The organism is Siphonobacter curvatus, from assembly GCF_002943425.1.
Lineage (GTDB): Bacteria > Bacteroidota > Bacteroidia > Cytophagales > Spirosomataceae > Siphonobacter > Siphonobacter curvatus.
In genome coordinates this window covers 3,196,771-3,210,466 of the sequence record NZ_PTRA01000001.1, presented here as the reverse complement: position 1 = coordinate 3,210,466, position 13,696 = coordinate 3,196,771, and the positions used below count along the sequence as shown (strand labels likewise).

General features: G+C 48.6%; 12 protein-coding genes. 9 read left to right on the top strand and 3 right to left on the bottom strand.

The window, feature by feature from the left end; all coding sequences use genetic code 11:
* Positions 1–78: 78 nt before the first annotated feature.
* The 4 genes from C5O19_RS13350 (at position 79) to C5O19_RS13340 (ending at position 2,380) form a co-directional block, all read left to right on the top strand.
* Positions 79–723 (top strand): OmpA/MotB family protein, encoded by a 645-nt coding sequence (locus C5O19_RS13350; protein ID WP_233207810.1) that lies wholly within the window; start codon positions 79–81, stop codon positions 721–723.
* Complete coding sequence (locus C5O19_RS26365; RefSeq protein ID WP_255402852.1) at positions 720–845, top strand: hypothetical protein; 126 nt, start codon at positions 720–722, stop codon at positions 843–845. The genes C5O19_RS13350 and C5O19_RS26365 overlap by 4 nt, the downstream gene beginning before the upstream one ends.
* 22 nt (positions 846–867) lie before the next feature.
* Positions 868–1,671, top strand: coding sequence for a 4-(cytidine 5'-diphospho)-2-C-methyl-D-erythritol kinase (gene ispE, locus C5O19_RS13345; protein WP_104712958.1), 804 nt, complete (start codon positions 868–870; stop codon positions 1,669–1,671).
* Between the two features lie 118 nt (positions 1,672–1,789).
* Entirely contained in the window at positions 1,790–2,380 is a 591-nt protein-coding gene (locus C5O19_RS13340) for a cytochrome c oxidase subunit 3 (protein ID WP_243406376.1), read from the top strand.
* 21 nt (positions 2,381–2,401) lie between these two features.
* On the opposite strand, the gene C5O19_RS13335 is transcribed toward C5O19_RS13340, so the two are convergent.
* The gene (locus C5O19_RS13335; RefSeq protein ID WP_104714095.1) at positions 2,402–2,902 is read right to left on the bottom strand and encodes a GNAT family N-acetyltransferase; all 501 of its coding nucleotides are present in this window, start codon (positions 2,900–2,902) and stop codon (positions 2,402–2,404) included.
* A 97-nt stretch (positions 2,903–2,999) separates the two neighbouring features.
* Here C5O19_RS13335 and C5O19_RS13330 point away from each other — a divergent pair, with 97 nt between their 5' ends.
* Positions 3,000–4,079: an alkene reductase gene (locus C5O19_RS13330; RefSeq protein WP_104712956.1), complete on the top strand. Its 1,080-nt coding sequence runs from the start codon at positions 3,000–3,002 to the stop codon at positions 4,077–4,079.
* Between the two features lie 75 nt (positions 4,080–4,154).
* Here the strand turns inward: C5O19_RS13330 and C5O19_RS13325 are convergent, their stop codons facing one another.
* Entirely contained in the window at positions 4,155–5,273 is a 1,119-nt protein-coding gene (locus tag C5O19_RS13325) for a Gfo/Idh/MocA family protein (RefSeq protein ID WP_104712953.1), read from the bottom strand.
* Between the two features lie 45 nt (positions 5,274–5,318).
* A complete protein-coding gene (locus C5O19_RS13320) occupies positions 5,319–5,618 on the bottom strand; it encodes a DUF952 domain-containing protein (protein ID WP_104712950.1) in 300 nt (99 codons plus the stop codon).
* A gap of 242 nt (positions 5,619–5,860) precedes the next feature.
* Here C5O19_RS13320 and C5O19_RS26030 point away from each other — a divergent pair, with 242 nt between their 5' ends.
* From C5O19_RS26030 to C5O19_RS13305, 4 genes are all read left to right on the top strand, one after another.
* A complete protein-coding gene (locus C5O19_RS26030; RefSeq protein WP_165796018.1) occupies positions 5,861–6,022 on the top strand; it encodes a hypothetical protein in 162 nt (53 codons plus the stop codon).
* Between the two features lie 287 nt (positions 6,023–6,309).
* Entirely contained in the window at positions 6,310–8,568 is a 2,259-nt protein-coding gene (locus C5O19_RS13315; RefSeq protein WP_165796017.1) for a bifunctional alpha,alpha-trehalose-phosphate synthase (UDP-forming)/trehalose-phosphatase, read from the top strand.
* 351 nt (positions 8,569–8,919) lie between these two features.
* Entirely contained in the window at positions 8,920–9,186 is a 267-nt protein-coding gene (locus tag C5O19_RS13310) for a hypothetical protein (RefSeq protein WP_133163361.1), read from the top strand.
* Between the two features lie 104 nt (positions 9,187–9,290).
* Positions 9,291–13,694, top strand: a complete 4,404-nt coding sequence (locus C5O19_RS13305; protein WP_165796016.1) for a CusA/CzcA family heavy metal efflux RND transporter — start codon at positions 9,291–9,293, stop codon at positions 13,692–13,694.
* Positions 13,695–13,696: the final 2 nt, after the last annotated feature.

Genomic DNA, 13,696 nt, shown 5'->3' with positions numbered 1-13,696 from the left:
AGGGTCTCAGACGCGAAACCAATCCACCCCGATTACAAATCGGGGCGAGCTTCTTAACGTTATTAGTCAATTAAATCATTGAAAACCAGACATACTGATTTTTTCTGGCCGAGTTATACCGATCTCATGACGAGTCTGTTTTTCGTCATGCTGGTGCTGTATGTGCTGACGGTCGCCATTTTAAAGTCGAAAGAGGAGGGGTATATCAACGATGCCCTAAAATACCAGAAAATTCAGACCATCGAGCGGGCTTTGCAGGAGCTGAATGGAACCTATTTTCGTTACGATGAGAACAATAAGCGGTTTCGATTGGGAGTGGACGTCAATTTTAAACCCAATCGGGCCGATATGAGCGAACTCGACGCCCGTACCCGCAATGGCCTACTCGAAGCGGGCAAGGTACTGTTCCGAAAAATCAAGAACGTAGCCAAAGAAAACCCAGACGTCAGTTATATGGTTGTGGTAGAAGGCAATGCCCAACGAGCGAATGACAACTGGCAGAGCAGTTTTGGGCGTCAGAATGGGTACGAACTCAGTTATCGCCGGGCCTTGGCTCTGGTGGATTTCTGGAAGCAAAATGGCATCAACTTCGATCAATTCAAGAATTGTGAAGTCCTGATTGTAGGGAGTGGCCATTTTGGGAAATCACGCGATCCCCGGAACGAAAACGCCAATCGCCGGTTTACCATACAGATCACTTCAAAAGTGGGTAAATCGCTATGAAATTTTATTGTTTACTGCTCTTACTCGGCCTGGGGCTGATGAGTTGTGCCGGTTGTTCCAAAAGTGGCAATCGCCGTCACGACCGAGATACGGTTCGCGTAGCCGAAGAACCGAGACCCTAGCCGGCTTCGTTTAAAAACTAGTATGGTTGCTTTTCCCAACGCCAAAATTAACCTTGGCTTATACATTACCGAAAAACGCTCGGACGGGTACCACAACCTGGAGTCCGTGTTTGTACCCGTAGGCTGGAGTGACGTACTCGAAATTCTGCCCGCTTCCGAAACAAGCTTTCGCAGTACGGGTTTGCCGATTCCAGGTGAAACTTCAACCAACCTGTGTTTACGGGCCTATGAACAGCTGCGAAAGGATTTCGATCTGCCTCCCGTACGAATTCACCTGCATAAAGTAGTACCCATCGGGGCCGGACTCGGAGGGGGCTCTTCCGACGCTGCGTTTACGCTGAAAGTACTTAATACGCTTTTTGATCTGAAGCTCAGTACGGAAGCCCTTGAAGCGTACGCTCGGCCGCTGGGCAGTGATTGTGCCTTCTTTATTCGGAACGAAGCAAAATTCTGCGTTGGAAAAGGCGATGAGTTTTCAGAAATCATGCTTAATTTAGCTGGAAAGTCGATTCTATTGGTTTACCCAGACCTCCATAGTTCAACTGCCGAAGCGTACGCGGGCATTCGTCCACGGCCGGCTCAGGCTCAATGGACGCAGGTATTGCAACAACCCCTTCATACCTGGCAAGCCTCCATAACGAATGATTTTGAGCAGTCGTTATTTCCTAAATATCCCCAGCTCGCTCAGATCAAACGCCAACTTTACGAAGCCGGGGCGGCTTATGCCAGTATGTCGGGATCGGGTTCAACCGTGTACGGGATTTTTGAAGGAGAAGTACCAGAGGCTCTGTTTCCACAGCTTACCACTTGGCAGGGAAAATTATAAGTGAGTCAACGGTTTTTAGTTGCATATCGGCAGTTTTGTTACCGCCATTTCTTACATGCCCATGAGAGACCAACGCAAACAGCTAAAAGCCGGGGACCGAAAACGTCCATCTGAATCTATGACCTGGCTTAGTAAACGCCGCGAGCCTTTTGGATTTATGTTACGCCTGGCCATGCTAGGTAGTGTACTGATCTTTGTTTTTGTGCTGTTGGCCTACGTACTGCGGCGGCATGGGGATGCCGAGTGGGATAATGTGACCTTACCCCGTATTTTCTGGCTTTCAACCGCTGTGATTCTTCTGAGTAGTATTAGTCTTCACTCGGCCAAAACAGCCTTTAGAAAAGAACATTTTCTAAATTACCGAATCATGCTCGGGTTAACGCTGGCTCTGGGAGTAACCTTTGTCGTACTGCAGATGATCGGATGGAATGAAATGCTGCACCGGGGTATATCAATGCAGGAAAGTCCGGCTGGGGCTTTTATCTATATGATTTCCGGCCTGCACGTACTGCATATTTTGGGTGGACTCTTCTTTCTGACCCGTAGCTTCTGGGAAGCCCTTCGGAACCATAAATACCTGGATGCCTACGTGTACAGCGTCAATCCACCCAATCAACTGAAGCTGAATCTCATGACCCTGTACTGGCACTTTGTCGATATCCTCTGGATTCTGCTCTTTGCCTTCATGGTGTACAACCATCGGCGATAGGTTATACGAAGCAGAGGAAAATCAGGAGCGGCGGAGACTGTAGAGGTGTTCATCAACCAATACCTGATTTTTAATCATAGCCTGTTTTAAAACCGCTTCTTTCTCAAAACCCACTTTCTCCAGTACCCGCATTGAGGCTGTATTGAATGCAAAAACGCCAGCCCATAAGCGGTGTACCTCCGGGAACGTCTGCCAGATCTGCTGTACCCACAAGTCAAGGGCCGTTGTCATGATACCTTTCCCCCAGAAAGGCTCGCCTAACCAATACCCAATTTCTGCACTTACCCGGTGAATATCCTGTCCCGGAATCAGCCCTACGCAACCAGCAAAACAATTATCGACTGTAATAGCGGCATTTAGCGTCGGCTGACTGCGGCCATAATCAATCCATGCCCGAGCATGATCAAGGGTATACGGATGCGGAAAAATATCTCGAACATTATCATAAATCGAACGGTTATTAGCTAGGAATGCCAAAGCTATTTCGTCTTCGGGTATAAGCGTTCGAATGTGAATGTGCATCGCAAGACAGAGACAGGTGAAATCAGGCGTAAAAATCAATTAAAAGAATAAAAGTTCGATTCTTTTTCAAAGAATAGCCCGTAATCCTATCGTTTTTATGAGTGATTTACGCTTGTTTACGCCCCTGACGCTGGGAGATTTAAGCCTGAATAATCGCATCGTTATGGCTCCCATGACGCGAAACCGGGCCAGTGTCGACCATATTCCTACCGAACACATGGCTCTATACTATGCTCAGCGGGCATCGGCGGGACTGATTATTACGGAAGGAACCAGCCCTTCCATCAATGGGGAAGGCTATGCCCGTATCCCCGGTATCTGGAACGAAGAGCAAATTTTAGGCTGGCGAAAAGTAACGGAAGCCGTACACGACCGTGGCGGGAAAATCTTTGTACAGCTCATGCATACCGGACGTATTTCGCATCGCCTGAATATGCATGAAGGAGCCTTGATTGTCGCTCCCTCGGAGGTACGGGCCAAGGGTAACATGCGTACGGATCAGGAAGGGGTACAGGCCCATCCCGTACCCTACGCCATGACCGAAGGCGAAGTGCACGATGCCGTTCTGGAGTTTGTACAGGCGGCTACCAATGCCATTACCGCCGGTTTTGACGGCGTTGAGCTACACGCAGCCAATGGGTATCTGATCGAACAGTTCATTCGCCCTACGACCAACCAACGGACAGACGCGTACGGCGGAACCACCGAAAAATACGCTCATTTTGCTTTAGAAGTAGCCCGACAGGTAGCGGAAGCCATTGGGAAAGACCGCGTTGGGATTCGTTTGTCGCCCTACGGTGAAATGAACGATATGCCCTATCAGCCGAAATTCGATGAAATTTATCGCTATTTGGCTGACCAGCTGGGTGAGTATGTGACCTACATTCACCTCATTAATGCAAGCGAGGGAGAAGGGTACACAGCCCTCCGGCAGTATGTACGACAGGTTTTTCCGGGTACACTGATTCTGAATCGAAGTTATACAAAGGAGCGGGCGGAAGAAGACCTGCAAAATGGAGCGGCGGATTTGATTTCATTTGGAACCCCATTTATCGCGAATCCGGATTTACCCGAACGTTTCGAGCAGGAAGCTCCGCTGGCCGAAGGCGATCCCAGTACTTTCTATTCGCCTGGTGAAAAAGGATACACGGATTATCCGAAACTGGATGAAGAATAGCGTAGCTCCCTTCGGCGTAAGCAATCTTATAAAAAAGCCCCAAACCCTTTTTGAGTGTTCGGGGCTTTTTCTTGACTATTGGGCCATCTGACTAGCCTGATACGCTAATTCCAGGGAACGTAACCCATTTTCTTCCGTACTTTTTCGCTTGGTAACGCGACCCCGCAGATAGTCCGATTGCTCGGTGAAGAAATCCCGGAGCAAATCTCCGTAGAGGTGTTGCTTGTTGGTTTGATCTCCGAAATGAAGCTCTATTTTTTGGAACGCTTCAATGTCTTTATGGCGACCACGCTGTTGCCGATCCGGACCGCCGTAGGAGGCCGAAATATCCAGTCGGGCTCCCGGGAAAATGTCGAGTAACTGCTGGGTTTGTTCTTCGTTGACAATGCCCCGCAACGTCAGTCGGGTAGGTACCCATTCTTCGAGCGTAATATCTCCGTGCTCAAATACGATTCGTAATTCCTGACGGTCTAAGCGGCCCGGCTGCGTGAAGCCGTGGTAAAAATTAACGAGTATGTCGTTTTCGTATTTCACAATGGCTTGTACCTGTTCTTCAATACCGCTTTCGGGCCGTAAGACCCGTTGGGCGGCCACGACCGTTCCGGCTCCCAGCCAGTATTCAAACAAATCGAAAAAGTGAACGGCGTGTTCGATGAAAATACCGCCACTAATCTCCCGATTCCAGAACCAGTGGGTAGGAGCCAGGCCTTCGTCGCTGGCGTAGTTTTCAAAGAAACCGTGAATGGGTTTTCCCAGTAAATTACGCTTGATGATCTGTTGAACCCGGCCAATCATGGGATTGTACCGTTGCATCAGATTGGTAATAATGACTAGACCCCGTTCTTTAGCGAGTGCCAGCATTTCCCTGCCCTGGTCGGGCGTGAGTGCCAGTGGTTTTTCACAAATGACGTGCTTGCCGTTTCGCAGACAAAGCATGGCCTGTTCATAGTGCAGGGAAGGAGGCGTAGCCAGATAAATGACATCTACATCCGTACGGGTTGCTAATTCTTCGGGTGTTTCCAGCAGATCGGCTTTAAACCGGCGAGCGGCCTGTTTTGCCTGTTCGCGGAAGGTGCCGGCAATAGCAATAAGTTGGGTATCAGGAACCTGTAAGAAGTGTTGGGTAGCAAATAGCCCAAATCCGCCCATGCCAATAACGCCGAGGCGGAGAGTTTCGTAGGGAAGCGATTGCATTGACTGGAAGGTTGTTTCAGTCTTAATCCCAAAAAACCTGTACCGCTAAACCTCTGGCAAGGTCTCAATCTGTACAATCGCATCCCGGTTGAGCGGACCGTATAGATGAGGGAAGAGTTCGCCCCCGGTAGAGGCTTCGTAGCGTAAAGGGGCTGAAAACCGGGTTTCGTCCAGGTGTAATAGGAGTAAAGGTCGCACACCCGCATAATAGCGTTCCAGTACACCCGCTACCTGTTCCTGCGTACTCAGGTGAATGAACCCTTCTGCGGCAAAGGTTTCGGGTGTGTAGGGCGTTGCTTCCTCTAGAGTTGACCAATAAGCTGGCTGAACGATATGATAGAACATAAGCAGTAAAGATGTAAGGCTGGATAGCTAAAGAGCTACTAAACCAGCCGATTGGATAAATTATTATTTTTTGACGGATGACGTATAGTATGGCATGGTATTCCTAAGTTGTTATATAATTATTCATTAATTATTATACAATCTGGAATGCCCGCTTGACGCCTTAAGTAGTTTTTAATGATTCATTAAGCTCAGCCTAAGGCTTCATGCCTACGTTTGTTCAGCACCAAACCAGTTAGACCATGATAGTAGAACCCATTCATGTATTAGCCTGGTCAAGGCTCCGCCGTCGCAAATTACGTCATCTTCGCTTGTTGCCGAATTTTGAAAATGCTCCTTTGTTTGGCATTGGTACCTTAGTCGCCGGCATTGCTTACCTGCTTATAATGGGAGGAATCGCTTAACTGCTTCCTTCTTTCGCTTCCTATTTGGTCCGAACCAGACGATTTTTTCATCGAAAGGACCCTTTTATTTTCTGAAACGAGCCGTTGCGTTCGCGGTTATCTTCCCGTTTTGAGATGCGTATACCTGTTCTTTTGAAGGGTTGAGCATGCATTCCTCGGGAAGACTGTCGTCGCTCAATGTCTGGAAAAACCGGAAGTCTATTCCTCGTTTTTCCCCAGCCCAGCCGTTTCGTCACTCCTAGGGCGGGTTTTTGTAAGGAATGCCTATGAATCTGCCACCGAACTCTATGAAACGACTTTTCATAATTTCCAATCGATTACCCATTCAGTTAGTACGGCAGGAATCAACCGTACAATTGCTGGAAAGTGCGGGTGGCCTCGCTACCGCATTAAAAAGTTATCTACAAGCTCAGGACCGCTCTTCCTTTGAACCCGACGAAGTAGTATGGGTGGGCAACGCTGATTTTAGTCGCGAGCTTTGGGAAGAATTTCAACAAAGTAAACGTTCAACCGGGACGTTTAAAATTGAGCCACTTTGGCTCGATGATGATGTGAATGATGGTTTTTACAACGGTCTTTCCAATTCAACCATCTGGCCACTCTTCCATTATTTTCCATCATTTGCTGAATTTAAAGAACCCAATTGGCAGGCGTATCAACAGGCAAACACCGTGTTTGCGGATCGTCTGGCCGAATTATATCAACCTGACGATGTCCTATGGGTACAGGATTACCACTTGATGTTATTACCGGCCATGCTGCGGGAGCGTTGCCCGGAAGCAACCATTGGTTTCTTCCTGCACATTCCTTTTCCATCATTTGAGGTTTATCGCATGTTGCCCAACCGCTGGCGGGAAGGATTACTACAAGGAATGCTGGGAGCCGACCTTATTGGGTTCCATACCAACGATTACGTACAGCATTTCGAGAAATCGGTTCAACGGCTGTTAGGTATTGAAAGCAAACTACGTTTTGTGCAGATTCCCAATCGCCCGGTACGCGTTGATCTTTTTCCCATTAGTATTGATTACGAGCGGTTCAACTCCTCTTACCGTCTGCCCGGTGTTATGGCCGAGCGGGAAGCCATTCATCAGCAGTTACAGGGAAATAAACTTCTCTTTTCGGTGGATCGGCTTGACTATACGAAAGGCGTTTTGAACCGCCTACAGGGGTACGAAAAGTTCCTGGAAAATCACCCGGAATGGCATGGCAAGATCAATTTTGTCATGGTCGTAGTACCCTCCCGTAGCGAAATCACTTCGTACGGGGAACGCAAGCAGATGATTGAAGAAAACATCGGTCGGATCAATGGACGTTTTGCTACGGTCAGTTGGCAGCCGCTGGTCTATCAGTATCGCAGCCTTTCCTTTGAGCAACTGTGTGCGTACTACACGGCCTGCGATGTGGCATTAATCACCCCAATTCGGGATGGTATGAATCTAGTAGCCAAAGAATTTATCGCCTCCCGCCAGGACGAACAAGGAGTGTTGATTCTCAGTGAAGTAGCCGGAGCCGCCGCTGAATTAGGCGAGGCTTTACTAATCAATCCTACGGATCGGGTAGGGATGGCTTTAGCTATTGAAGAAGCTTTGTCCATGCCCGTTAAAACGCAGGCTGAGCGAATCAAACGCATGCAAACCCGTATTCGGGAATATGACGTGGTCCAGTGGGCGGATGATTTTTTAACCCAATTATTTAATGCTAAAGCCCAGCAAAATCAGTGGGAAGTACGCCTGCTGAATGTGGCATTACGCAAAGAACTTATGGATAATTATCAAAAAGCCCAAAAGCGGCTTTTATTGCTGGACTACGACGGTACGCTAGTTCCCTTTGCTAAGTTTCCAGATTTAGCCCGACCCAGTGAACGAGTAATTGAGCTGCTGAGCGAGCTGGCCAACGTACCCCAAAACCGTATTGTCATCATTAGCGGTCGGGATAAAAAGACGCTGGAAAACTGGTTTGGATCGCTCTCGATTCAGCTAGTTGCCGAACACGGAGCGGCGGTACGATTGCCGGATGGAAACTGGCAGGAAAACCCGGAAGCTTTTCTTCCCGAATGGCGAAGCAATATTCAGCAGGCCATGAATCTGGCCGTACAACGTTGTCCCGGTACCTTCGTGGAGGAAAAAACGCATTCCCTAGCTTGGCATTATCGCAATACCGGAGCCGATCTGGGTTTTGCCCAGTCTCGTGAGCTCATTGATACCTTACATGGACTAACGGGCCATCAGCTACAGGTAATTGATGGAAACAAGGTCGTAGAGGTACGGGTGACCGGGGTAGACAAAGGAAGCGTCGCCAGCCGTTTAGCCTCGGATGATCAGTATGATTTTATCCTGGCTATTGGTGATGACCGTACGGACGAAGACATGTTCCGGACGCTTGCCGACCGGGCCATTACGATTAAAGTAGGGCAGCAGAAAACGCTGGCTCGCTATAGTCTGCCGGATACGGGAGCTGTATTGAGCTTCCTGCAACGCTTCACCAGCATGGATACACCGCCTAATGTAGAATTAACACCTAATCCCCATCTGGCTTCTGCTTAAAGGAACCTCAGACGGTGGTAAAAACGGGAAGAGCCTGGCTCTTCCCGTTTTTTTGTGCTCCCACCTATCGGCTTGATAGCTCCAGTAGCTAGCTATCTAAAATCCCCTGATTGGTCGCAAATACCTTTTGAAATTGTATTTTATCCGCTTTATAACTTGAAATTCTAATTAAAATTTAATTCCTTTGAAGTAGTTAATAGCCAGATTTTAGTTAAAGAGAAGTTGACAAACAGAATAATAATGCGAATGTATCTCTGTTTGATGGTATTTTTTCTACTAGGTACCTCCGCCTATGCCTTACCTTTCTGGGTGGAAAATAATTGTACTTTAGAAAGAAATACTTCTACTTTTATGGCAGACAAAGATCCGGATTGTAAGAAAAAAATCCGGTATTGGAAGAGTGACAGTACGCCAGATGATGAACACTGGGATACCGATTCTCGGGAAGAGCAAAGCCACCACGTTTCCGACTTCCATCACCTCGACGCTGCTCTATTAACTGCTCAGTCCCGGCGTTTCTGGCTGATTCTTCTCAAACAAGCCGGTTTATTTCAGTATTGCAGCCATTATCAATCCATTGATGGCGTTTTGATTAGTCCACCCCCGCAGTTGGACTAATTTCCTCCTTTCCATTTCTCAGCTATTTCTGGCTGAGCTAGTTGCTTATTCTTTACTGAAACCAATGGATGCACAGGGTAGTCCTTGTTGTATTCCTAACCGCTATGATCGATAAAATTATTGCATTCAGCGTCCGAAGTCCGTTTACGATTGGTCTTCTGGTGCTGGTAATGGCCATTTGGGGTGGCTATTCGTTAAAAACACTACCCATTGACGCGGTACCTGATGTAACCAACCAGCAGGTAGACGTAATTACCAATTCCCCTAATTTATCTTCTCTCGAAATTGAGCGTTACATCACTACGCCCCTGGAAATGGCCATGGCCAATATTCCGGGATTGACGGAAGTGCGTTCCTATTCCAAATTTGGTTCATCCGTGGTGAAACTGATTTTCACGGATGATACGGACATCTATTGGGCTCGTCAGCAGGTCTTTGAACGTCTGACACAGGTACAGGCCGAAATTCCAGAAGGGGCTGGTACGCCCATCCTAGGACCCGTATCGACGGGTTTGGGCGAAATTTTTCAATACGTTATTCGTCCGAAAGACCTCAATAACAGTCCTTATACGCTGACCGAAATCCGTACCATTCAGGATTGGGTTGTACGGCGTAAATTACTCGGGTTGCCCGGCGTGGCCGACGTAAGTGGTTACGGAGGATACGCTAAAGAATATCAGGCTCAGATCAAAACCGACCGCATGCGGGCACTGGGCGTTACGGTAGATGAATTATACGAAGCCTTGAACAAGGGCAATAGCAATACGGGCGGTGCCTACATCGAAAAGGAAAACAAGGCATTTACCATTCGGGGTATTGGTCTGGCCGCTTCACTCGAAGATATTGCCAATGCCGTAGTAAAAAAGAACGGGAGTGTGCCTATTCTGGTCAAAGACGTAGCTGATGTAGAATTTGGCCACGCCTTACGTTTCGGAGCTTTGTCCAACAACGGTGAGGGCGAAGTCGTAGGGGGGTCCATTTTGATGATGAAAGGGGCTAATGGAAATGAAGTGATTTCCCGCCTGAAAGAACGTTTCGCCGAAATTCAGAAAGAATTGCCGCCCGGATTAACCATCGAGCCCTTCCTGGATCGCTCGAAACTGGTGAACGCCGCCATTGCAACAGTAGCAAAAAACCTCGTGGAAGGGGCCATCATCGTTATGATTGTCATTCTGATCTTCCTGGGCAATTGGCGGGCTAGTTTACTCGCGGCTTCGGTTATTCCATTAGCCATGCTTTTTGCTTTTATCTGGATGAAGGAATTTGGAGTAGTTGGAAACGTGATGAGTCTGGGAGCGATTGACTTTGGTCTACTGGTCGACCCGGCGATCATTGTCGTCGAGTCCGCCGTACTTTTCCTGGCCCTCCGTATGAGTAAATTCCAAGGCAAGAAAATGACTTTCGCCGATCGGCAGGAAGTTGTTATTTCGGCGGCGGCGGAAGTAAAAAAATCGGTGATTTTCGGTGGACTGATCATCCTCATTGTATACGTTCCCATTCTGACGTTGCAGGGCATTGAGGGCAAAATGTTTTCGCCCATGGCCAAAACCGTAGCCTTTGCCATCATTGGGGCCTTGTTACTAGCGGTTACCTACGTACCGATGATGTGTGCCGTCATGTTGCGGCCGCCGAAGTCGGCACACCACGATGGCTTCTCGGAAAAAATTGTACAGTTTTTCCTCAAAGGTCTGCGTCCCGTGGTACGGGCGGGCTTACGCGTGAAGTGGGCGGTGATTCTGTTTGCCCTGGCTGTACTGACTGCCGGGATCATCGGTTTTGGGAAAATCGGGGGTGAGTTTATGCCGCAGATTCAGGAAGGCGACATGGTTGTGGACATGGATTTGCCCGTAGGTACGCCACTGACGGAATCCATTCGCCAGAGCCAGATTTTTCAGGCGGGGATTATGAAAGAATTTCCGGATGAGGTCGAAGGAGTCGTATCAAAAATTGGTACGTCCGAGGTGAAAGTCGATCCCTTGCCCCTGGAATCGCAAGAAGTATACGTCGAGCTGAAGGATAAAAAGCACTGGACCAAAGCGACCAATCAGCAGGAACTAGCGATTAAGATGAACGAGTATATGTCGCAGTTTCCCGGTCCGCTCTACGCCATTTCGCAACCCATCGAAAGCCGGGTCAACGATATGATTTCCGGAGCCCGGACGCAGGTAGTCGTGCAATTGTACGGAACGGACCTGGATACGCTGGTGAAGAAAACCAAGCAGATCATTCAGATCGTACGAAATGTACCCGGAGCCGTAGACGTGAAAGGGAGCAAGGTGTTTGGTCTGCCGCAGTTGAATATTCACTACGACCGTCAGCGGATGGCCGTATACGGAATCAAGGTTGAACAGGTAAACCGAGCCATTCAGATGGCTTTTGGGGGAGCAACGGCGGGTGTGGTCTACGAAGATGATCGTCGTTTTGATGTAACGCTTCGACTGACGGGCGAAGATCGGACGCGTCCGGAAAACATCGAAAACCTGCTTATTAACGATCAGAATAATAACCCGATTCCATTGCGGGACATTGCCACCATTTCGGAAACCATTGGACCATCGGAGATTGTACACGAAAACATGAAACGGGTCGTAAACCTGGGCTTCAACGTCCGGGGCCGTGACTTGCAATCGGTGGTAAACGACGTGATCAAACAGGTGGACGCCAAAGTAAAACTCCCCAAGGGATACGAGATCAATTACGGAGGTGATTTTGAGAACTTTGGACGGGCGAAAGATCGGCTTTCAATTGTCGTACCGATTGCCCTGCTGGTCATCTTTGGTCTGTTGTATCTGACCTTCCGCAATTTCCGCGACAGCTTCCTGATCTACGCCGTAGTACCCTTGTCGGCAGTGGGAGGGGTATTCTCGCTGCTGATTCGGGATATGAACTTCAGTATTTCCGCCGGGGTTGGCTTTATCGCTCTGTTTGGGGTAGCCGTATTGAATGGAATTCTACTGGTCAGTCACTTCAACGCCCTGGGTGATGAAGGGATCGACGATCCGAACGAGCGGGTACTGAAAGGGATTGAAGAACGCTTCCGTCCGGTACTGATGACTTCGTTTGTGGCGGCACTCGGCTTTATGCCCATGGCCTTATCAACCAGTGTAGGTTCAGAAGTACAGAAGCCCCTAGCAACGGTAGTGATTGGAGGTCTGCTGACGGCTACGGTTCTAACTCTCATTGTCTTACCGATTCTGTACGCCATGTTCGCTGGGAAGCCAAAAAAAGGTGGCTTGACGGGTGGTATAAAAGCTAAAGCGGTACAGGTTACCACGACCATTGTTCTACTGCTCGCTACGGGGCTGCTGGCTGCCAACGCTCAGATCACGCCTAATCAACCTATTCCAATCAAACCCGAAGTAGGTGACGTAGAAGACGTACGCGAGTTGACGTTGGATCAGGCTCTGAACCTAACCAAACAATACAATCCCCAGACTCGCCTAGCCGATCTGCGAATTGAACGGGAGCAAGTACTCCTGCCCGCAACGCTCAATATTGAGCCGCCCCGTATTTACACGCAGGCTCCGAGTGGTGAGAACTATCGGTTAGGTTTTCTGCAAGCCATCCAATTTCCTACGGTGTACAGTAACCAGCGAAAAGCTCAGCGGCAACTGGTAAAAGTAAATCAGGCGGAAAAAAACGTGACGTTTAACGAACTCTCGTATCAAGTCCGCTCGGTATTTAACGATATTCTGTACTACGAGCGGGTGATTCATAACTTCGAAAAGCAGGATAGTCTGCTTTCGAATTTCGTTCGGGTGACGGATGTACGGCTGAATGTCGGACAAATTTCGCGAATCGAACGTCTGAATGCCGAGTCTCAATACCGCGAAAACCAGATCTATTTGAAACAGTCGCGAGCCCGGCTTCGCGGAGCCCGTATTCAACTCTGGATTCTGACGGGGTTGGCTCCGGATAGTACACGAAAAGTCAAAGGAGACTTCAAGCGAATCAACTACGGTGCAACTATTTCAGCGGCGGATACTTCTTTTTCTTCCAACCCTCGGGTGACGTATTTCGAAGAAAATCGTCGGTACAACGAAAAGTTACTGCAAGTCGAAAAAAGTCGTCAGTTGCCCGGTATTTCATTTGGCTACATGAACCAGGGAAGTCGGGAAACACCAGTGGCTTTCCGGTGGGAGTTTGGTCTGACGGTGCCGCTCTGGCAGTGGCAGTATCGTTCCCGTCAGGCGGGAGCTCGTAAGGATATCGAAATTGCTCAGCAACAGATTTCGCTGAGTGGCTACGAACTACGGGGAGCCTTTGATAAAGCGGCTTCAGACTACCGTACCTATCAAGAGTCGCTGGATTACTACGAAACGTTCGCCCTTAATCAGGCGGATGAAATTGTTAAAGCCGCTCAGGATAGTTACCGCTTGGGCAGCATTGGCTACTACAACTTTCTGCTGAACCTACAGCAAGCGTTCCAGATCCGGGCTGAATACCTGGATGTTGTCCGGAACTACAATAACTCGATCATCACCATTCAATACCTGAAAGGAGAATAACC